Origin of the sequence: Streptomyces sp. NPDC059009, from assembly GCF_042740175.1 — a bacterium.
GTDB lineage: Bacteria > Actinomycetota > Actinomycetes > Streptomycetales > Streptomycetaceae > Streptomyces.
The window spans coordinates 149,209-170,051 of record NZ_JBHYJB010000002.1 but is presented as its reverse complement, the minus strand read 5'-3'; the positions used below and the strand labels follow the sequence as shown (position 1 = coordinate 170,051).

Sequence of the window (20,843 nt, the reverse complement as noted above, 5' to 3'; positions counted from 1 at the left end):
CAGGACCTGACCCGCCCGAGGGGGCAGGATCCGACCTGCGTGGGGCACCTCTTCGGGCACCCCGTTTCAACTGCCGGTGCAGAAGGGGTAGTTCGCCCGAACTGCGGCACGGTCAGTTCGCCTGCCCGTGCCGCTCCAGGATCCGCTCGATGACGACCGCCACGCCGTCGTCGTTGTTGGCGACCGTGCGGCCCGACGCGGCCGCGACCACGTCCGGGTGGGCGTTGCCCATCGCGTACGACGTGCCCGCCCACGAGAGCATCTCGATGTCGTTCGGCATGTCTCCGAAGGCGACGACCTCCTCCGGAGTGATGCCGCGCTCGGCGCAGCACAGCTCCAGGGTGCTCGCCTTGGAGACGCCGGGACCGCTGATCTCCAGAAGGGCGCTAGGGCTGGAGCGGGTGATCATGGCGCGGTCGCCCACGGCCTCACGGGCCAGGGTCAGGAACGCGTCGGGGGCGAGGTCGGGGTGGTGTGCCAGGACCTTCAGGACGGGCTGGTCCACCACATAGGAGTCCTCGGCCAGGAGCTTCTCGGCGGGGGCGACGCTCTCGCCGGGCTCCAAGTGCAGTGGTGGATAAGCCGGTTCGTGGTGCAGTCCTCCGGTCCGCTCGATCGCGAAGGACGTGCCGGGCGCCGCGGCGCGCAGGACCGTGACCACGTTGAGGGCAGCCGTGCGCGGCAGCTCCCGCACCTTGATGAAGCGGTGGCTGCCCGGGCCGCCGTGCAGATCGACGACCGCCGCGCCGTTGCCGCAGATGGCGAGGCCGTGACCGTGCACATGATCGCTGACCACGTTCATCCAGCGGGCCGGGCGCCCCGTGACGAAGAAGACCTCGATGCCGACGGCCTCGGCGGCGGCGAGCGCGGCGACCGTGCGATCCGAGACGGACTTGTCGTCGCGCAGCAGCGTTCCGTCCAGGTCAGTGGCGATCAGCCGGGTCGGGGCGGAGGAGGCCGGGGTCTGGGGCCGCGAGATAGCTGAGGTCACGCCTCCGATTGTCCCGCATATGCCTGCACGGGCGTGCGGTGGGGCGCACATCTGAGTGCGCGGCCTGCTCGGGCGCCCCCTCTGTGCGCAGGGCTCCCGCCCATGGCCCCGTGCGCTCCCAGGTGTTGGGGCGCACGAGGTGCACGAGGCGTGTGGGGCGTGCGGGCTCGCGGTGCTCACGGCCTCGTGGGGCGTACGGGGCTGTGGGCTGTGGCCGTTGCGAGGGCTGGGGCTGGGGCTGGGGCTGGGGCTGGGGCTGGGGTCCAGGGACAGAGGACCGTTGCCCGCCGCCTCGCCCTCAGCCGTCCAGCTGCGCCAGAGCCTCCGTGGCGATCCGCTCGAAGACCTTCTCGTCCGCCGCGAAGTCCGTGCCGGGCAGCGGCCAGTGGATCACGATCTCGTCGAAGCCGAGGGCGGCGTGGTTGCCCGCGAAGTCGACGAAGGCGTCGAAGGAGTCCAGAGGCGCCGGGTCGCGGTCCGGGGTGAAGCCGGTGAGCAGGACCTTGTCGAGCTCGGCGACGTCGCGGCCGGTCTCCTCGCATGCCGTGCCGAGGCGCTCGATCTGTCCGCGCAGGGCCGCGAGGGACTCCTCGGGCGTCCCCGTCTCGAAGAGCTTCGGGTCGCCCGTCGTCACCCACGCCTGGCCGTGCGCCGCGGCCAGCTTGAGGCCGCGGGGGCCGGTGGCGGCCACCGCGAAGGGCAGCCGCGGCCGCTGCACACAGCCCGGAATGTTCCGCACCTCGTTCGCGGAGTAGAACTTCCCCTCGTACGAGACCACGTCCTCGGACAGGAGCCGGTCGAGCAGGGGCAGGAACTCGCCAAAGTGATCGGCGCGCTCGCGCGGCGTCCAGGGCTCCTCGCCCTCGTGCAGCAGCGACGTCGCGTCGAAGCCGTTGCCGCCCGCGCCGATGCCGAGCGTGATCCGGCCGTTCGAGACGTCGTCCAGGGTGATCAGGTCCTTGGCGAGCGTGACCGGGTGCCGAAAGTTCGGCGAGGTCACGAGCGTGCCCAGGCGGATGTGGTCGGTCGCGGCGGCAGCTGCGGTCAGCGTCGGCACGGCACCGAACCAGGGGCCGTCCCGGAACGTCCGCCACGACAGGTGGTCGTAGGTGTACGCGGTGCGGAAGCCCAGTTCCTCGGCGCGCTGCCAGCGTTGGCGGCCCCCCTCGTGCCAGCGGCGGACGGGCAGGATCACAGTGCTCAGACGCAGACTCATGTCCCCGAGCGTAAGCGGCGTCGCAGGGGCAACGCTTTGCGGCACCCGTGGACTCTTTATGGGCAGAGGGGCGCGGTGCCGACGTCGGCGGAGGGGCGTGGCGACGGCAGCCGGGTCAGCGGACCTTTGAGCTCAGCCAGGGGGTGAGAGTGATCATGGGCATGTATTCCTTGTGCGTGCGGTCGCCGGGGAGGGGCACGATGAAGCGGTAGCCGGGCGGGAAGCGCCTGCCCTTGACGTACGCGAGACCGCCGAGGACCGAGCGGAGGAAAGCGGGCACGTCGTCGCGCGCGACATCGGGACAGTCGACGGTCTCGATGGTGATCAGCGCGTCGTCGTCCGGGTAGAGGTGGACGGAGATCCGGGGCGATCCCTCGGTGAAGTCCACATATGCCTCGTGCGGCAGCGACCCGTCGGGGTCGGTCGTCACGCCGACGCCGGTCGCGCTGCGCCGGGAGGTCTGGTCGGCACCGATGTCATGGCTGACCTCGATGTCCCGGCCGTGGGCTCGGGCCAGTTCACGTATCGCGGTCAGGACGGCTTCGGTGCTGTGGAACTGCTCCATGGTCCCTGATCATGCCTGGGGGATCCCGAGTGTGCACACCCGTCAGTGCTGGGGAAACCGCAGGTAGGCCCGGGGTACCGCGGCGGTGAGCCAGACTCCGTTGGCGCTCACGTGGAAGATGTGGCCGTCCCGGTGCATCGCGCCCGCGTCGACGGAGAGCACGACGGGGCGGCCGCGTCGGGCGCCCACGCGGGTGGCGGTCTCACGGTCGGGCGAGAGGTGCACGGCGTGCCGGTTCATGGGGCGCAGGCCCTCCGCGCGGATCGCGTCGAGGTGGCGGGCGACGGTGCCGTGGTAGAGGTACGCGGGCGGGGTCGCCGGGGGCAGTTTGAGGTCGACGTCGACGGAGTGACCCTGGCTGGCGCGGATCCGGTCGTCGGCGACGGCGAAGCGCTGCTTGTCGTTCACGGCGACCACATGATCCAGTTCGGCCCGCGTGAAGCGGAAGCCATGGCGTCGGGCCGCGTCGATGAGGGCGTCGATGTCGGTCCAGCCGGCCTCGTCGAGGTGGAGGCCGATGCGTTCGGGCTGGTGGCGGAGGTGTTTCGAGAGGTACTTGGAGATCTTCACCGTGCGCCGCTCGTCGGGCGCCGTGCTGCGGTCGGTCGCGAGCCCCTCGTCCAACCACTCGTCCGGCCCAGTTTCCCGCCCGGTTTGCGCTCCTTCCGTCCCTCCTTCTGCGTCTTCCGCTGCTTCTCGTCGTTCCTTGTCCATCGACTCAGAGTGCCCGGTGGCTTGTTTCTCTCGCACTCGGTTTTTGGCCGTCCGGAAGCCATCGACTTTTCACCGGTGAATTCCGGTCCACAGGTTTGGTCCACAAGTAAGTGCGGTTATCCACAGGGGAATTGGCGATTCTGTGGACAACTCACAGGCGATTCAGGGGGTTTGGTGAACTATGTCGGGATCCCGGCGAGTTGTGGTGAGAGAGTCCAATGTGCGGGCCTGGACCTCGCGTTCCGTGGCCGCCGTGATGAATGCTGCGGCGTTCTCCTGGCCAACCAGGGCCTCCACGGCGCGGATTGTGGGGGACGGGAGAGTCACGGACTGGGCCTCGTGGGTGTCCTGGGAAGGGTGGTCCGCGTCGAGGTGGCGGCGGAGGTGGCGGGTGGCGAACAGGCGCATGGCGCGGGCGAGTTCGGCGTCGACGGTCTGCTGGGCGAGAGGGCGCAGCCTGCGGACGAGGGAGGCCGCTTCGGTCGCTTCGGCGTCCGTCGGTGGTTGCGGGCCGAGGTAGCGGGCGAAGACATGTTCGGTCGTGAACTCAAGGAAACGGGCCGCGATGTGCTCCACCTGTCCCCTCAACTCGCGCAAATGGCCGGAGATTGCAGAGAGCGGAACGCCCGCCGCGTGCAACTCCGCGGCCACGGCGAGTTCTTGAGGGCTCGGTACCAGGAACTCGTCGTCCCGGCCCGGCAGCGGTTCCAGGACGCCGAGGGCCACCGCGTCCGCCACCGCCACGTCGTCCGGGCTGCCGCCGAAGGCCGCGTCGAGCTCCGCGCGGGTGATCCGGTCGGCCTTCTCGTCCGTCCACGGGCCGTCGACTTCCGCGACCAGGCCGAGGACGCCGCCGAGGCCCCGGCCCGCGTCCCACGCCTCGAGGAGCTCCTTGATGGAGGCCAGGGTGTAGCCGCGGTCCAGCAGGTCCGCGATCTGGCGCAGTCGGGCCAGGTGTGTGTCCCCGTACACATTGGACCGGCCGCGTCGCTCGGGCCGGGGGAGCAGGCCGCGGTCCTGGTAGGCCCGGATCGTGCGGACCGTGGCGCCGCTGTGGTGGGCCAGGTCCTCGATGCGGTACTCCACCCGCAGTTCGCCCCGCGGCTCCGGCCGCCCCTGTTCGTCCACGTGCTTCTGCCCTTCCTGACACCCCGTGCTGGAGAAGGAGCTAGGCGATCGCCGCCCGGCCGACCGCCGCGGCCGCCGCCCGGGCCGCGGGGGACTCGGCCAGGTACGTGACGGCCTTGCGCAGCGAGCCCTCCTGCGAGGGATGGTACGACCGCCGCAGATAGCGGGGTATGGCCGTGCCCAGCTCCCGCCAGGTGGGCAGCAGGCCCTTCCTGACCGCCCTGTTGTGGGCCGGGAGCGAGTAGCGCAGCCGGCCGGCGAGCTGGGGGTCGTGGCGCATCAGATAGGCCGTGCCCCAGAGCCAGAGGTAGAGCATCACCGGTGCGGTGACCGCCATGCCTGCGATGCGGCGGGCGTAGCGGGACAGGCCCTCGCCGCCGCAGTGCTGGTACATGTCGAAGGCGACCGAGCGGTGCTCGACCTCCTCCGCGCCGTGCCAGCGCAGCAGGTCCAGCATGACCGGGTCCGAGCCGGCGCGGTCGAGGCCCTCGGCGTGCAGCACCCAGTTGCCCAGGACCGCCGTGAACTGCTCGATCGCGGCGATCACCGAGAGGCGGAAGCGCAGCCACTCCTGTGCCGCGACGGGGGCGCCCAACGGGGGCTTCTCGCCGAGGAGTTTCTCGAAGAGGAAGTCGACGTACTTGGTGAAGTCGGCCGTCTCCAGGTGCTGTGCCGCCAAGTGGTCCAGGACGTGAGCGTGTTGCACGCTGTGCGTGGCCTCCTGGCCCATGAAGCCCTTTACGTCCTTGAGGAGCACCGGGTCGGTGACCAGCGGCAGGCCCTCCTTGAAGACCTTCACGAACCAGCGCTCGCCGGCGGGAAGGAGCAGATGCAGGACGTTGATGACATGGGTGGCGGTGGGCTCGTCCGGGATCCAGTGCAGCGGCGTCTCGTCCCAGTCGAACGAGACGCGGCGCGGCACGATCGCGTAGTGGTCCGCCGTCTCCGAGTTCGCCGAGTCGGCTGGGTTCTCCGTGCTCACAGCGGTGGCTCCAATCGGGCTATCGCACGCAGGGCCTTGGGGGTGAAGCGGGACATGAGGTGGGCGCCGCGGGCCTCGGGGGTGACGGGGACCACCGCCTGGTTCTTCACGACGGCGCGCAGGACCGCGTCCGCGACCTTCTCCGGCGGGTAGTTGCGCAGGCCGTAGAGGCGGCTGGACTTCTTCTGGCGGCGCTTCTCCTCGGAGGCGTCGACACCGACGAAGCGGGAGGTCGCCGTGATGTTCGTGTTCACGAAGCCCGGGCAGATCGCGGAGACGCCGATGCCCTGGCCCGCGAGCTCCGCGCGCAGGCACTCGCTGAGCATCAGGACCGCCGCCTTGGAGGTGCTGTACGCGGGCAGCGCCTTCGAGGGCTGATAGGCCGCCGCCGACGCGGTGTTGACGATGTGGCCGCCCTGGCCGCGCTCCGCCATCTGCTTGCCGAAGAGGCGGCAGCCGTGGATGACGCCCCACAGGTTCACGTCGAGGACCTTCTTCCAGTCCTCGGCGGTGGTGTCGAGGAAGGCGCCGGAGAGGCCGATCCCCGCGTTGTTCACCAGGACGTCCACGATGCCGTACTCCGTGGCGACCTTCTCGGCGAGCTTCTCCATGGCCTGCTCGTCCGTGACGTCCACGGTCTCACCCCAGGCTTCGGGGGCGCCGATGAGGCGGGACATCTCCGCCGTCCGGGCCGCCCCTTCCGCGTCCCGGTCGACGGCGACGACGCGCGCGCCCGCCTCGGCGAACGCGAAGGCCGTGGCCCGCCCGATCCCGCTGCCCGCGCCCGTGACCAGCACGAGCTGGCCGGCGAAGCGGTCGGCGTGCTTGCCGGAGGGGACGCTGTCGTTCGTGGGCATGCCGTCCTCGTTGGTCGTGACGAATTCCGTGATCCACGCGGCCAGTTGGTCCGGGCGGGTGCGCGGGACCCAGTGCTTGGCCGGGAGGGTGCGGCGGACCAACTGGGGTGCCCACAGCTCCAGTTCGTCGTAGAGCTGGGGGGACAGGAAGATGTCGCCGAGGGGCAGGACGAGCTGCACGGGCGTGTGGGCGTAGGCGTCGGGGCGGGGCCTGCGCAGGCGTGCGCGGACGTTGTCCCGGTAGAGCCAGGCGCCGTGTGCGGCGTCCGAGGGCAGCGACGACGTCGGGTAGTCGCCGCCGGGGACCTTCTCCACGCGCTCCAGGATCTTTGGCCAGCGCTTGCCGAGCGGGCCGCGCCAGGCGAGTTCGGGGAGCACGGGGGTGTGCAGCATGTACACGTACCAGGACTTGGCGCCCTGGCCGAGGAGTTGGCCGACCTTGCGCGGGGTCGGGCGGGTCATGCGCTTCTTGATCCAGTGCCCGAAGTGGTCGAGCGAGGGGCCCGACATCGAGGTGAAGGACGCGATCCGGCCCTCCGTGCGCTTGACCGTGACGAACTCCCAGGACTGCACCGAGCCCCAGTCGTGCCCCACCACATGCACCGGGTGGTCCGGGCTGACCGCGTCGATGACCGCCACGAAGTCGTCGGTCAGCTTCTCCAGGGTGAAGCCGCCGCGCAGCGGGGTGGGTGCCGTCGACCGGCCGCAGCCGCGGACGTCGTAGAGCACCACGTGGAAGCGGTCGGCCAGGCGGGCCGCCACCTCGGACCAGACCTCCTTCGAGTCCGGATAGCCGTGCACCAGGACCACCGTGGGCCGGTCGCTGTCGCCGAGCTCGGCCACGCACAGCTCCACCCCGCCCGTGCGCACCCAGCGCTCGCGGGCGCCCCGAAGGCCGTTCACCGTGCCCAGCTCCTTGCTGCCCCCGCTCGTCATGCGGCCGCCCTCTCCTCAGCCCAGCGCCGCACGTGCGGCAGGTCGTCGTCCAGCCAGAACGCGCTCTCTTCGGGGTCCTTGGAGTCGGTGACGACCAGGATCTCCTCGAACTTCGCGCCCGTACCCCGGAATCCGAGGTGCGGCTCGACCGCCCAGAGCCCCTTGCGGGGCGGGTGGTCGGAGAATTTGTACGGGGACCACAGCGGCGACCAGCCGTCCCGGTGGCCGTGGATCGCGTCGCTCGCCAGGCCCTTCAGGGACTGGGTGCCGAACCCGAACAGGTTCGGATTCACCCGGCGCTCCTTGACCCGGTCGACCTTGTGCGCGATCACGCCGAAGGGGTACGCGCGGTGGCGGTTCGCATAGCCCTGGCGGACCATGAGCCGGTCCACGGACTCGTAGATCTCGCGCAGCGGGCGGCGCTCGCGCACCTCGCGAAGGATCAGCTCGCGGTGTGCCTCCAGGTCGGCGAGCAGCTTGTCGTGCACGGGGTTGAGGCCGAGGCAGCCGGAGTAGCCGATGTCGGCCGTGTAGCCCTTGTAGACCGGGGCCATGTCGAGGATGAAGGGCATCCCCGGCTCCAGCCTGCGGTTGGTGGGGAAGAACTGCAGCGGTATCCGGAAGTTCACGAACGCCGTGCGGTCCCCGAACCAGGCGAAGGGCAGGTGGAACCAGTCCTGCACACCGCGCTCGCGCAGCCACGCGCGCTGCATCCGCGCCGCCTCGCGCTCCGTCACGCCCGGCTTGAGCTGCGCCGCGACCGCCTCCGCGCATTGATACGCGAGGGTCTGCACTTCCCTGAACCCCCGCAGTTCCGCGGAGAGTTCGCCTGTCACTGCTGAGGTCATGCCACCGTCCGTCCCGTGTCCGGATGCCTGTGCCCGTCCTGCGCCCGTCCCGCGTCCGTCGCGTGTCCGGCCCATCGCCGTACGCGCTCTCCCACCCGTCTCCCGGCCCCCGCCCCTCAACGAGCCCGCTGCGCGGGCGCAGACCTAATTGACACTGATGAATGTGACAATGCTCAGCGGCTACGTCAATAGGTCTGCACGGCCCTCCGGGAAAGGTCGGGGGCGCGAGGGCGTGCACGCGGGGCGCTGCGCTGAAGCGGTGAATGCTCGGTACCTGCCCGGAGAGGTCCGCGTTACGGAAGGCGGCAGGGCGCCGCGGGCGTCAACTGCACTTCCGTGGCACGACCGTCGTGCCCCAAAGAGCGTTCTGCCGAGAAGGGATACGAACGTGAAGATCGCCAAGGCTGCTGCGGGCGTCGTCGGTGTCGCGATGGCTCTGGGAGCTGCCTCCCCCGCCATGGCCGCCCCGTCGCCGAACGACGAGAACCTGGTGGACAGCAGCACGGTCTCCAAGAACGAGGTCAAGAACCCGCTCGACAACATCAACCTCAAGGTGATCGCGGACGCGGTCACCAAGGCTGCGGGCAAGCTCAAGACGGACAACGACCTCGCCTCGAAGACCAAGGCCCTCGGCAGTGCGTCGGCGGGCGGCACCAAGGCCGGCGGCTCGGCCTCGGCCACCCGCTGACCCACCCCCGGCAGGACCTCGGCGCCCCGGACACCCGGGGCGCCGAACTTTCGGCTACCTCGGGGGCGACTTCCGGACGACCCCTACGGGCCCGTAATACTCCAGAGTGAGACAAGGTAGAGCCCGTGGTCTGACGACCCGTGTGGCCCGCGCCACTACCGTCGAAGACGTGACTGTGATCGCGACCGAAAGCCTGAGCAAGCGGTTCCCGAAGGTGACCGCGCTTGACCGGCTCTCCATGGATATCGGGCCCGGTGTGACCGGACTCGTCGGAGCCAACGGAGCCGGCAAGTCCACCCTGATCAAGATCCTCCTGGGTCTGTCGCCCGCCACGGAGGGCCGCGCCGCCGTGCTCGGCCTGGACGTCGCCACCAGCGGCGGTGAGATCCGCGAGCGCGTCGGCTACATGCCGGAGCACGACTGCCTGCCGCCGGACGTCTCGGCCACCGAGTTCGTCGTCCACATGGCGCGCATGTCGGGCCTGCCGCCGTCCGCGGCCCGCGAGCGCACCGCGGACACCCTGCGGCACGTCGGGCTCTACGAGGAGCGCTACCGCCCCATCGGCGGCTACTCGACGGGCATGAAGCAGCGCGTGAAGCTCGCCCAAGCGCTCGTCCACGACCCGCAGTTGGTCTTCCTCGACGAGCCGACCAACGGCCTGGACCCGGTCGGCAGGGACGAGATGCTCGGCCTGATCCGCCGCGTCCACACCGACTTCGGCATCTCGGTCCTTGTCACCTCGCACCTCCTGGGCGAACTCGAGCGCACCTGCGACCACGTCGTCGTCATCGACGGCGGCAAGCTGCTGCGCTCCAGTTCCACCACGGACTTCACCCAGACCACCACGACGCTCGCCGTCGAGGTCACGGACACGGACGAACACCCGGACGGGACAAGCGCGTTGCGCCGGGCCCTGAAGGACCGCGGCGTCGCCACCCACGACGACGGCCGCGGCCTGCCCGGCGCCGGCCACACGGTGCTCCTGGAGGCCGAGAGCGAGGAGACCTACGACCTCGTGCGCGACCTCGTCGCCGACCTCGGCCTGGGACTCGTACGCATGGAGCAGCGCAGGCACCACATCGCGGAGGTCTTCAAGGACCGGAGCGAAGCGGTCCTCGAACAGACAGGAGGCCGCCGCGATGAGCGCTGAGTCCACCCAGATCCACAACATCGGCTACCGCCACTACGACGGCCCGCGCCTCGGCCGCGCCTACGCCCGCCGCTCGCTCTTCTCGCAGAGCCTGCGCGGCTCCTACGGCCTCGGCCGTGCGGCCAAGTCGAAGGTGCTGCCGATGCTGCTCTTCGCCGTGATGTGCGTCCCGGCGCTGATCATCGTCGCGGTCGCCGTCGCCACGAAGGCGAACGACATGCCCGTCGCCTACACGCGCTACGCGATCCTCCTCCAGGCCGTGATCGGCCTCTACGTGGCCTCGCAGGCGCCCCAGGCCGTCTCCCGCGACCTGCGGTTCAAGACGATCCCCCTCTACTTCTCGCGCCCCATCGAGCGCGTCGACTACGTGGTGGCGAAGTTCGCCGCGATGGCCTCGGCCCTCTTCCTCCTCACCGCCGCGCCCCTGGTCGTCCTCTACGTGGGCGCGCTGCTCGCCAAGCTCGACTTCGCCGACCAGACCAAGGGCTTCGGCCAGGGCCTCGTCTCCGTGGCGCTGCTCTCGCTGCTCTTCGCGGGCATCTCGCTGGTGGTCTCCGCGGTCACGCCGCGGCGCGGCTTCGGCATCGCCGCGGTCATCGCCGTCCTGACCATCTCGTACGGGGCGGTGTCCACGGTCCAGTCGATCGCGGACGTCCAGGGGAATTCGGACGCGGTCGCCTGGATCGGTCTCTTCTCGCCGATCACGCTCATCGACGGCGTGCAGTCCGCCTTCCTCGGCGCGACCTCCGCCTTCCCCGGAGCCGAAGGACCCTCCTCCGCACAAGGAGTGGTCTATCTGCTCGTCGTTCTCGGACTCATCGCGGGCTGCTACGGCCTCCTGATGCGCCGCTACCGGAAGGTCGGACTGTGACAAGCATCAACATCGACCACGTCTCGCGCTGGTTCGGCAACGTGGTGGCGGTCAACGACATCACCATGAACGTCGGCCCCGGCGTCACCGGCCTCCTCGGGCCGAACGGCGCGGGGAAGTCCACCCTCATCAACATGATGGGCGGCTTCCTCGCCCCCTCGAACGGCTCGGTGACGCTGGACGCCCAGCCGATCTGGCGCAACGAACAGATCTACAAGGAGATCGGCATCGTCCCCGAGCGCGAGGCGATGTACGACTTCCTCACGGGCCGCGAATTCGTCGTCGCCAACGCCGAGTTGCACGGCCTGGACGAGCGGGCCGCCCAGAAGGCCCTCGCCACGGTCGAGATGGAGTACGCCCAGGACCGCAAGATCTCCACGTACTCCAAGGGCATGCGCCAGCGCGTGAAGATGGCCTCCGCGCTGGTCCACGACCCCTCGGTGCTGCTGCTCGACGAGCCGTTCAACGGCATGGACCCGCGCCAGCGCATGCAGCTGATGGACCTCCTGCGCGACATGGGGGACGCGGGCCGCACCGTCCTGTTCTCCTCGCACATCCTCGAAGAGGTCGAGCAACTCGCCTCGCACATCGAGGTGATCGTCGCCGGGCGGCACGCGGCCAGCGGCGACTTCCGCCGGATCCGCCGCCTGATGACCGACCGGCCGCACCGCTACCTGGTGCGCTCCAGCGACGACCGCGCCCTCGCGGCCGCGCTGATCGCCGATCCGTCGACGGCCGGGATCGAAGTCGACCTCAAGGAAGGCGCGTTGCGCATCCAGGCCGTCGACTTCGGCCGCTTCACCGCCCTGTTGCCACGCCTCGCCCGCGAACACGACATCCGGCTCCTCACGGTCTCGCCCTCGGACGAGTCCCTGGAATCGGTCTTCTCCTACCTCGTCGCGGCCTGAAGGGAGCCCTGGAGTCTCATGTACGACCCCACTGTCGCCCGGCTCACCTACCGGGCCCTGCTCGGCCGCCGCCGGGCACTGATCCTGCTCGCCCTGCCCGTCCTGCTGATCGTGATCGCCGCGGCGGTCCGCTCGTTCAGCGGCGCCGACGACCAGGTCGCCAAGGACCTCCTCCAGGGCTTCGCGCTCGCCACGATGGTGCCGATCATCGGCGTCATCGCGGGGACGGGCGCGATCGGACCCGAGATCGACGACGGCTCCGTGGTCTACCTCCTGTCGAAGCCGGTGAAGCGGCCGACGATCATCTTCACCAAGCTGATCGTCGCGATCGGCGTGACCATGGCCTTCTCCGCGGTCCCCACGCTCATCGCGGGCCTGATCCTGAACGGGAACGGGCAGCAGATCGCCGTCGCCTACACGATCGCCGCCCTGGTCGCCTCCATCGCGTACGCCGCGGTCTTCCTGCTCCTCGGCACGATCACCCGGCACGCGGTGGTCTTCGGCCTCGTGTACGCCCTCGTGTGGGAGGCCCTCTTCGGCTCCCTGGTCTCCGGGGCGAAGACGCTCAGCGTGCAGCAGTGGTCGCTCGCCGTGGCCCAGAAGGTCGCCCACGGCGACCTGGTCTCCTCGGACGTGGGGCTGCCCGCGGCGACGGTGCTGCTGGTCGCCGTCACGGTGCTCGCCACCTGGTACGCGGGGCGGAAGCTGCGGACGCTGACGCTCGCAGGGGAGGAGTGAGAGGGGCCGCGCCCGGCCTTGACGGGGGCTTCACCCTCCGGTGTGGACACTGGAAGGAGGGGGTGCAGTGGCAAGGAGGTGTCGGTGTGGCATCGCAGCAGGGAGAGAGCCCCGGTGGCCCGGACAGCCCAGGTGGCTCCGGTGGTCCCGGGGAGTGGGACGACGTCGTCCTGGACGAGAGTTTCGTACGGTCCGCGGAGGCCGCCGAGCCGTCCGCCCGCGCGCGGATGCTGAGTGCCCGGTGGCAGGCGGAGGGAGCGCCCGATCCACAGCCGTGGCGGTCGGACGAGCCGCCCGCGGGGTGGTTCTTCAGCCGGGTGCGGCGGCGTGGGTGGCGGCGCCGGTAGGTCATGGGGCGCCGGGTGAGTCCGTACGGCTCGGGTACGTCCGTACGGCGTCGGGCTCCGAATAATTCGGTGGCGGCCAACTGGTGGGCGGGGCACAGTAGTTGTGTCAGCGCGCCGGAGGGGCGCCATCTACGGGGAGAGGAGCTCGGCATGTTCATCGGCAGTTCGTCGAGCTCCCGGCAGGGCAACCCGCGGCAGGCTCCGGAGAGTCACTGACTCCGTCGAGCCCCGCCCACGGGGGAGTTGCCCGGGGCGGCCGCTTCGAGCGCGCACGGTTGGTGCGTGGGCCGCCCACCCAACGTCGCAGGGCGCCCTGAAAATCTTCAGGGCGCCCTGTGTTGTGGCTTTACTGCTGCCGGCCTTGTCGTGGTGTGTGTGGAGGTTCGCCTGCCCGGCGACGGGGTGTCCTGCGCCCGCCCGTGCCGCCCTGCGGCACGACTGCCCCGCAAGGGCGGGGGCCGGCCCGCTAGCTCGCCAGGAAGCGCTCCAGGACCACCGCGATGCCGTCCTCCTCGTTCGACGCCGTCACCTCGTCCGCCACCGACTTGAGGTCCTCGTGGGCGTTGGACATGGCCACGCCGTGGGCGGCCCAGGCGAACATGGGGATGTCGTTCGGCATGTCGCCGAAGGCGATGGTCTCTGACGCCTTCGCGCCCAGGCGGCGGGCCGCCAGCGAGAGGCCCGTGGCCTTGGAGAGGCCGAGGGGGAGGATCTCGACGATGCCCTCGCCCGCCATCGTGACGCCGACGAGGTCGCCCGCGACCTCCTTGGCCACCGCGGCCAGGGCGTCGTCGCTGAGCCCCGGATGCTGGACGTACACCTTGTTGAGCGGGGCCGCCCAGAGCTCGGAGACGTCCGTCAGGGGCGTCGCGGGCAGCGGGCCCTCCTGGACGCGGTAGCCCGGGCCCACCAGGACCTCGCCGTCGATGCCGTCGCGGCTCGCGGCGAGCGCCAGCGGGCCGATCTCGGCCTCGATCTTGGAGAGGGCCAGGCCCGCGAGCTGACGGTCCAGGGTCACCGAGGTCAGCAGGCGGTGCTCGCCCGCGTGGTAGACCTGCGCGCCCTGGCCGCACACCGCGAGGCCCTCGTAGCCGAGGTCGTCGAGGATGTGCCGGGTCCAGGGCACCGCGCGGCCGGTCACGATGATGTGCGCGGCGCCCGCCGCGGTGACCGCGGTGAGCGCCTCGCGCGTGCGCGCCGAGACCGTGTCGTCCGAGCGCAGCAGCGTCCCGTCGAGGTCGGTGGCGACCAGCTTGTACGGGAGGGCGGGGGTGACAGGAGCAGGGTGGCTCACTTGGCGATGGGCTCCAGGATCTCTCGTCCGCCGAGGTACGGGCGCAGGACCTCGGGCACGCGCACCGAGCCGTCGGCCAGCTGGTGGTTCTCCAGGATGGCCACGATCGTGCGCGGGACGGCGCACAGCGTGCCGTTCAGCGTGGCGAGCGGCTGCACCTTCTTGCCGTCGCGCATACGGACCGAGAGGCGGCGGGCCTGGAAGCCGTCGCAGTTCGACGCCGAGGTGAGCTCGCGGTACTTGCCCTGGGTGGGGATCCACGCCTCGCAGTCGTACTTGCGGGAGGCCGAGGAACCGAGGTCGCCCGTCGCCACGTCGATGACCTGGAAGGGGAGGCCGAGGGCGGTGAGCCACTCCTTCTCCCATTCCAGGAGGCGCCTGTGCTCGTTCTCCGCGTCGGCCGGGTCGACGTACGAGAACATCTCGACCTTGTCGAACTGGTGGACCCGGAAGATGCCGCGGGTGTCCTTGCCGTACGTGCCCGCCTCGCGGCGGAAGCAGGGCGAGAAGCCCGCGTACCGCAGGGGGAGCTTGTCGGCGTCGATGATCTCGTCCATGTGGTACGCGGCGAGCGGGACCTCGGAGGTGCCGACCAGGTAGTAGTCGTCCTTCTCCAGGTGGTACACGTTCTCAGCGGCCTGGCCGAGGAAGCCGGTGCCCTCCATGGCGCGCGGGCGGACCAGGGCCGGCGTCAGCATCGGCGTGAACCCGGCCTCGGTGGCGCGCGCGATGGCCGCGTTGACCAGCGCCAGCTCGAGCAGGGCGCCGACGCCCGTCAGGTAGTAGAAGCGCGAGCCCGAGACCTTCGCGCCGCGCTCCATGTCGATGGCGCCGAGCGCCTCGCCGAGCTCCAGGTGGTCCTTGGGCGTGAAGCCCTCGGCGGCGAAGTCGCGCGGGGTGCCGATCGTGTCGAGGACGACGAAGTCCTCCTCGCCGCCGACCGGGACGTCCTCATGGACGATGTTGCCGAGCTGGAGGAGGAGGCGCTTGGTCTCCTCGTCGGCCTCGTCCTGCGCGGCGTCGGCGGCCTTGACCGCGGCGGAGAGTTCGCCCGCCTTCTTCAGGAGCTCGGCCTTCTCGTCTCCGGAAGCCTTGGGGATGAGCTTGCCGAGCGCCTTCTGCTCGGAGCGCAGCTCGTCGAACCGGACCCCGGACGACCTGCGTCGCTCGTCGGCGGAGAGCAGGGCGTCGACGAGCGCGACGTCCTCTCCACGGGCGCGCTGAGAGGCGCGCACACGGTCGGGGTCCTCACGAAGCAGGCGAAGGTCAATCACCCCACCAGGCTACCGGTGTGCGGTTCCGGCCCACGACTCGATATTGCATTGTGTGGTGCTTTGTCCGTTTTGAGGGGTTGGAATAGGCCCTCGATCCCGTCTCTTCCGCTATCCCTCCCTTATCTCTCCTTAATCTCCCGCCGCCCCTTCCCGGCACTTCTTGATCCTTCCCGCCGCTCTCTTCGTCGCGCTTCGCCTTGGCTGCGCTGCGCCCTCCCCCGGCCGTTTCTCGACGGTGGATCCCGTCAAGGGAAAAGGAACTCTTTCCCCGAAATGGGGCAGATCGCGGGGTGCGGGATTGACTGGATCTCCTTGTGGGGAACGGGACTTGAGGCTCTCCGGACCCGCGGTTGTCCACAGGAATGTGGGTGGCGGATGAGTTATCCACAGGGTGTGCGAAAGATCTGTGGATGCCGGAAGAGATCGTTCCGAAAGCCGCATGCCCGGCTGAGGATTCCCGGGTCAAACCACCCGCACACCCACTTTCGAGTGGAAATGCTTCGCTCCAAAGAGTTGATCAATGGAAAAGGGTGGACGACGGGTGACGTGCGGGGCTGTGGATGGACTTGGGGCCTGTAGGCCGATTTGTCGACCATGTCGTGGTTCGTTGTCGACTTGTCCCCAGGTCGAGTTGGGGACCTGTGGATAACTTCTGTGGATGACGCAAATCTGCAGGTAGGAATGGTGGTCGGCCCCGCCGCGGCGGCGCTCAAACGGCGAGAACCGGCCGTTAGAACCGGCCGTTCTGGCAGCTAGAACCGGCCGTCCTGGCAGCGCATCAGCCAGTCCGAGGCGGCCAGGAACTCGGTGTCGGAGGTCCCGGTCCGCGGCTCCCGTACGTCGGCGGGGCTGACGCCCGCACGCGGGTACGAGCCCAGGAAGCGCACCTGGGGGCAGATCCGCTTGAGCCCCATCAGGGCCTCCCCCACGCGCCGGTCGGCGACATGGCCCTCGGCGTCGATGGCGAAGCAGTAGTTGCCGATGCCCTCGCCGGTGGGCCGGGACTGGAGCAGCATCAGGTTGACCCCGCGCACCGCGAACTCCTGGAGGAGCTGGAGCAGTCCGCCCGGGTGGTCGTCGGCCTGCCAGATGACCACCGAGGTCTTGTCCGCCCCGGTCGGGGCGGCGGGCCTCGCGGGGCGGCCCACCAGGATGAAGCGGGTCTGTGCGTTCTCCGCGTCGTGGATCTCCGTGACCAGGGGTTCGAGGCCGTACGTCGCCGCCGCGAACTCGCCCGCGAACGCCGCGTCGAAACGGCCCTCCTGCACGAGACGCGCGCCGTCGGCATTGGACGCGGACGACTCCCACACGGCGTCCGGGAGGTTCTTGGCGAGCCAGTTGCGGACCTGGGGCTGGGCCGCCGGGTGTGCGGTGACCGTCTTGATGTCGGCGAGCTTCGTGCCCGGCCTGACCAGGAGCGCGAAGGTGATGGTCAGGAGCACCTCGCGGTAGATCATCAGCGGCTCGCCCGCGATGAGCTCGTCGAGGGTCGTGGTGATGCCGCCCTCGACCGAGTTCTCGATCGGCACGAGCGCGCCCGCGGCCTCGCCGCCCCGTACCGCGTCGAGCGCGGCCGACACGGACACCATGGGGACGAGCTCCCGGGTGGCGGCCTCGGGGAGCGTGCGGAGAGCGGCCTCGGTGAAGGTGCCTTCGGGGCCGAGATAGGTGTAGCGCGTCGCCGACATACGGTCACCCTAATGGGCCGGACGTGGCCCGGCTCACGCGTCTCAGAGAGCGACCCGGGGCCCGATGAGCCCGCCGGGCCCCGGGTCTCCGGTCCCGAGGAGCGCTCGGATCTCCGGTCCCGGGGAGCGCCCGGGGCCTGATCCACAGGACAGGTCCTAGCCCTCCAGGAGCGCCTGGCCCACGTACCCGCCCTCGGCCGCGCCGCCCGGCACCGCGAAGAGGCCGCTCGACTCGTGGCGGATGAACTCCGAGAGGGCGTCGCCCCGGTCGAGCTTGCGCTGCACCGGGACGAAGCCGCGCAGCGGGTCGGCCTGCCAGCAGATGAAGAGCAGGCCCGCGTCCGGCGTTCCGTGGGCGTCGAAGCCGTCGTGGAAGGAGAAGGGGCGGCGCAGCATCGCGGCGCCGCCGTTCTGGTCGGGCCGGGTGATGCGGGCGTGGGCGTTGAGGGAGATGACGTACTCGCCGTTCTTGGCGGCCTTCTGCAGGTTCGGCTCGGTCGTCTCGGTGCCGCCGGTCAGCGGGGAGCCGTCGGACTTGTGGCGGCCGATGACGTTCTCCTGGTCGCGCGGGGCGAGCTTCTCCCAGTCGTCGAGGAGCATGCGGATGCGGCGTACGACGGCGTAGGAGCCGCCCGCCATCCAGGCCGGGTCGCTCTTCGCCGGGACGAAGATGCGCTGGTCGAAGTCCTTGTCGGCGGGCTTCGGGTTGTTGGTGCCGTCGATCTGGCCCATGAGGTTGCGGGTGGTCATGGGGCGGGCGGTGGCGCCGGGGGAGCGGTTGAAGCCGCTCATCTGCCAGCGGATCCTCGCCGCCTTGCCCGCGTCCTGCTGGAGGGTGCGCAGGGCGTGGAAGGCGACGAGGGAGTCGTTGGCGCCGATCTGGACCCACAGGTCGCCGTTGCTGCGTGCCTTGTCGAGGTGGTCGGAGGAGAAGTCGGGCAGCGGGTCGAGGGCGACGGGGCGCTGCTTCTCCAGGCCGGTGCGGGCGAAGAAGCTGTGGCCGAAGCCGAAGGTGACGGTGAGGGACGACGGGCCCGCGTCCCGGGCGACGTCCGTGTCGCCGCTGACCGCCTCACCGGACATGAGGCGGGCGGCAGTCGAGGACCAGCGGCGCAGCAGGGCCGCTGCCTCCTTGCGGCCCGCGCCCGCCGCCAGATCGAAGGCGATCAGGTGACCGTTGGCCTGCATCGGGGTGGTGATGCCGGGCTGATGTTTCCCGTGAAACATGACGGTGTCGGCGCCGAGCGAGGTCAGCGGGGCGTGGGAGCCCTTGGCGTTGGCGGGGTCCGAGGGCGCCGCTGCGTAGCCGACGGCACCGCCGGCCGCGCCGAGGGCGAGGCCGGTCGCACCTGCGGTGCCGAGCAGACGCCGCCGCGAAATGGTGTGGCCCGTCCGGGAGTTGGCCGTGTCGGTGGCCGTGTCGGTGGCCGGGGAGTCCGTCCGGGAGACCGTCTCGGGGTGTCCCGTCCCGCTGCCCGCTCGTCCCGTCCCGTTGTCCGCCATGGTGGTTCAGCCGATCTGCGCGTACTTGTTCACGGTCACTTGGTCGATGTCGGAGGTGCGCACGGTCACCGCGATCTTCCACTTGCCCGCCATCGGGATCTGCACGCCGCTCGCGCTCCAGTGTCCCGTGGTGATGTGGTCGGGCGAGACGGGCAGCGGGCCGACGTCCTTCTCCTTGAGGGTGAAGGAGACCTTGACCTCGGGGATGTCGAAGGCGCTGCCGTTCGGGCGCTTCACATAGACGTGCAGGTCGTTGCTGCCGGTGCGGCCCGGGTCCAGGTCGAGCTGGACGGTGCCCTTGCCGTCGGTGCCGGCGGTGTCGAAGGGGATCTTGAGGGTGAGGGGCCCCGCCTCCTTGGGGGCCGAGGCGGCGGCGCCCGACTGCGCGGCCTCCTCCTCGGTGCGGCCCGGTTCCGTGGTGGTGAGGATCGTCGTGACGGCGAGCAGGACGACGGCGACGCCCGCCTCGGCGAGGACCGAGCGGCGCAGGCCCGTGCGGTGCGGGTCGGCGTCGCGGATGCGCTTCTCGCGGGCGGTGGCCATGGCGGCCTGCTGGCGGGCGAGTTGGGCGGCGCGCCGGGTGTCGGCGGGCTTGCCGGTGCCCTCCTTGCCGACGCCCTCCGTGCTCTGGCCGGTGCCCTCTGTGCTCTGGCCGACGCCCTCCGTGCCCTGGCCCGTGTCGGCCTCGCTGTCGGCGGCGGCCGGTACCGTCACCGGCTCCTCGGCGCGGATGCGCTGCTCGACCACCGTCGCGGCCGCCGCCTCGGGCGCCATGCCCCCGGCCGAGCCCAGGATCCGGCCCGTCCAGCGGCGCGAGATCCACGCGATGCCGACCAGGACGACAACCAGGCCGACCTTGACGAGGAGCAGCTGCCCGTACGACGTGCCGGTGAGCGCCGACCACGAGCCGACCTGGCGCCAGGACTGGTAGAGCCCGGTGGCGACCAGGGCGATGACGCTGCCGAAGGCGAGGCGGGAGAAGCGGCTGACGGCGGCGGCCTCGATGTCGGGGGTGCGGTAGAGCGCGACGAGGAGGGTGGCGAGGCCGCCGAGCCAGGCGGCGACGGCCAGCAGGTGCAGCACGTCCACGGGCATCGCGAGCCCCGCCTGGATGCCGGTCGAGGCGTGCTCGGCCATCGCCCAGGTCGCGGCGAGGCCGATGGCGACGACGGTGCCGCCGATGGCGAGGCCGAAGGTGAGGTCCTTCTTGGACGCCGCCGACGCCGCCGACGCTGCCGAGGCTGCCGCGGCCTCGGCCGCTGCGGCCTCGTCGGAGTCCTCCCGGTCGGTGGCGGTGCTCTCTTCGTCCCGCTTCACGTACGCCCCGAAGAGCACCGCGATGAACAGGGCGGCCGCCGCTAGCAGCAGCAGCCGGGAGACCAGGGCCGCGCCCGACTTGGACTGCAGGACCTGGCCGAGCTCGCCCATGTCGAAGGCGTCCGCGAGCTTTCCGGAGCCGGTGTAGGGGGCGCGCAGCAGGAGCAGCGCGAGGGTGGCGGCGGTGAGCGCGATCCAGCCGGAGGTGATGAGCCGCTGTACGGGCCGGGCGCCCGCGCCGCGCTGCCAGCAGGCGAGGACGAAAGCGGCGCCGCCGACGACGAGGACGAATCCGGCGTACGAGATGTAGCGCGCGGTGTCGTAGAGCGCGCCGACGAGTCCGCCGCCGACCTCCTGGTCGGGCAGGGCGGCCTTGGTCTTCGACGGGGCGCCGATGGAGAAGGTGAAGGCTCCGGCGACGGGGTGGCTGTCGGCGGAGACGACCTGGTAGGCGACGGTGAACGTGCCGTCGGGCAGGCCCGGCTTGAGCGTCACGCCGTAGGTGTGGTTGCCGAGGTCACTGGTCCTGCCGGTGTCGGCGCGCTTGCCGGCCGGGTCGAGCACGCGCACCGACCCGTCCGACATGGCGACCTTCTCGGAGAAGGTGAGCGACACCCGCTCGGGTGCCTTGTCGACCACCGCTCCCTGCTTGGGGTCGCTCCCGGTCAGCGCGGCGTGCGCCGAGGCGGGCGCCGCGGTGGCGAACAGGGCGCCGATGAGCACGGTGGCGAGCAACAGCAGCCGGCCGAGGCCGGGCGCCGCGAAGCGGGGTGCTCCGGACCGGGACCTTCCGAAGCGGGGAGCAATGGTCTGCATCTACGTCAATCC

General features: G+C 70.7%; 19 protein-coding genes. 6 read left to right on the top strand and 13 right to left on the bottom strand.

What is annotated here, in order from left to right:
* Nucleotides 1-112: 112 nt before the first annotated feature.
* From ACFWYM_RS02625 to ACFWYM_RS02590, 8 genes are all read right to left on the bottom strand, one after another.
* Complete coding sequence (locus ACFWYM_RS02625) at nt 113-991, bottom strand: Cof-type HAD-IIB family hydrolase (protein WP_384829099.1); 879 nt, start codon at nt 989-991, stop codon at nt 113-115.
* A 298-nt stretch (nt 992-1,289) separates the two neighbouring features.
* Entirely contained in the window at nt 1,290-2,207 is a 918-nt protein-coding gene (locus ACFWYM_RS02620; RefSeq protein WP_384829097.1) for an LLM class flavin-dependent oxidoreductase, read from the bottom strand.
* Nucleotides 2,208-2,322: 115 nt separating this feature from the next.
* A complete protein-coding gene (locus tag ACFWYM_RS02615) occupies nt 2,323-2,772 on the bottom strand; it encodes a hypothetical protein (RefSeq protein ID WP_384829095.1) in 450 nt (149 codons plus the stop codon).
* A gap of 42 nt (nt 2,773-2,814) precedes the next feature.
* On the bottom strand, nt 2,815-3,396 hold the full coding sequence (locus ACFWYM_RS02610; RefSeq protein WP_384829094.1) for an RNA 2'-phosphotransferase: 582 nt from the start codon (nt 3,394-3,396) through the stop codon (nt 2,815-2,817).
* 252 nt (nt 3,397-3,648) lie between these two features.
* A complete protein-coding gene (locus tag ACFWYM_RS02605; protein ID WP_384829092.1) occupies nt 3,649-4,614 on the bottom strand; it encodes a MerR family transcriptional regulator in 966 nt (321 codons plus the stop codon).
* 40 nt (nt 4,615-4,654) lie between these two features.
* Entirely contained in the window at nt 4,655-5,596 is a 942-nt protein-coding gene (locus ACFWYM_RS02600; RefSeq protein WP_384829090.1) for a metal-dependent hydrolase, read from the bottom strand.
* Complete coding sequence (locus ACFWYM_RS02595) at nt 5,593-7,389, bottom strand: SDR family oxidoreductase (RefSeq protein ID WP_384829088.1); 1,797 nt, start codon at nt 7,387-7,389, stop codon at nt 5,593-5,595. Before ACFWYM_RS02595 ends, ACFWYM_RS02600 begins: the two co-directional genes overlap by 4 nt.
* Nucleotides 7,386-8,237 (bottom strand): M24 family metallopeptidase, encoded by an 852-nt coding sequence (locus ACFWYM_RS02590; RefSeq protein WP_384829086.1) that lies wholly within the window; start codon nt 8,235-8,237, stop codon nt 7,386-7,388. The genes ACFWYM_RS02595 and ACFWYM_RS02590 overlap by 4 nt, the downstream gene beginning before the upstream one ends.
* A 388-nt stretch (nt 8,238-8,625) precedes the next feature.
* Here ACFWYM_RS02590 and ACFWYM_RS02585 point away from each other — a divergent pair, with 388 nt between their 5' ends.
* The 6 genes from ACFWYM_RS02585 (at nt 8,626) to ACFWYM_RS02560 (ending at nt 12,939) form a co-directional block, all read left to right on the top strand.
* Complete coding sequence (locus ACFWYM_RS02585) at nt 8,626-8,925, top strand: hypothetical protein (RefSeq protein WP_384829084.1); 300 nt, start codon at nt 8,626-8,628, stop codon at nt 8,923-8,925.
* 175 nt (nt 8,926-9,100) lie between these two features.
* Nucleotides 9,101-10,075 carry an ABC transporter ATP-binding protein gene (locus ACFWYM_RS02580; protein ID WP_384829417.1) on the top strand — a complete coding sequence of 325 codons (975 nt, stop codon included), beginning with the start codon at nt 9,101-9,103 and terminating at the stop codon, nt 10,073-10,075.
* Nucleotides 10,065-10,946 carry an ABC transporter permease gene (locus ACFWYM_RS02575; protein WP_384829082.1) on the top strand — a complete coding sequence of 294 codons (882 nt, stop codon included), beginning with the start codon at nt 10,065-10,067 and terminating at the stop codon, nt 10,944-10,946. Before ACFWYM_RS02580 ends, ACFWYM_RS02575 begins: the two co-directional genes overlap by 11 nt.
* Nucleotides 10,943-11,854, top strand: coding sequence for an ABC transporter ATP-binding protein (locus ACFWYM_RS02570; RefSeq protein ID WP_384829080.1), 912 nt, complete (start codon nt 10,943-10,945; stop codon nt 11,852-11,854). The genes ACFWYM_RS02575 and ACFWYM_RS02570 overlap by 4 nt, the downstream gene beginning before the upstream one ends.
* A gap of 18 nt (nt 11,855-11,872) precedes the next feature.
* Nucleotides 11,873-12,592 carry an ABC transporter permease subunit gene (locus ACFWYM_RS02565; RefSeq protein ID WP_384829078.1) on the top strand — a complete coding sequence of 240 codons (720 nt, stop codon included), beginning with the start codon at nt 11,873-11,875 and terminating at the stop codon, nt 12,590-12,592.
* Between the two features lie 86 nt (nt 12,593-12,678).
* Nucleotides 12,679-12,939, top strand: coding sequence for a hypothetical protein (locus ACFWYM_RS02560; RefSeq protein ID WP_384829077.1), 261 nt, complete (start codon nt 12,679-12,681; stop codon nt 12,937-12,939).
* A gap of 466 nt (nt 12,940-13,405) precedes the next feature.
* Here ACFWYM_RS02560 and ACFWYM_RS02555 read toward each other — a convergent pair whose 3' ends face one another.
* From ACFWYM_RS02555 to ACFWYM_RS02535, 5 genes are all read right to left on the bottom strand, one after another.
* On the bottom strand, nt 13,406-14,233 hold the full coding sequence (locus ACFWYM_RS02555) for an HAD family hydrolase (protein ID WP_384829074.1): 828 nt from the start codon (nt 14,231-14,233) through the stop codon (nt 13,406-13,408).
* Nucleotides 14,230-15,507 carry a serine--tRNA ligase gene (serS, locus tag ACFWYM_RS02550; protein WP_384829073.1) on the bottom strand — a complete coding sequence of 426 codons (1,278 nt, stop codon included), beginning with the start codon at nt 15,505-15,507 and terminating at the stop codon, nt 14,230-14,232. The genes ACFWYM_RS02555 and serS overlap by 4 nt, the downstream gene beginning before the upstream one ends.
* 752 nt (nt 15,508-16,259) lie before the next feature.
* Complete coding sequence (pheA, locus tag ACFWYM_RS02545; RefSeq protein WP_384829071.1) at nt 16,260-17,195, bottom strand: prephenate dehydratase; 936 nt, start codon at nt 17,193-17,195, stop codon at nt 16,260-16,262.
* 156 nt (nt 17,196-17,351) lie between these two features.
* Entirely contained in the window at nt 17,352-18,698 is a 1,347-nt protein-coding gene (gene efeB, locus ACFWYM_RS02540) for an iron uptake transporter deferrochelatase/peroxidase subunit (protein ID WP_384829069.1), read from the bottom strand.
* Nucleotides 18,699-18,704: 6 nt separating this feature from the next.
* Nucleotides 18,705-20,831 (bottom strand): copper resistance CopC/CopD family protein, encoded by a 2,127-nt coding sequence (locus ACFWYM_RS02535; protein WP_384829067.1) that lies wholly within the window; start codon nt 20,829-20,831, stop codon nt 18,705-18,707.
* Nucleotides 20,832-20,843: the final 12 nt, after the last annotated feature.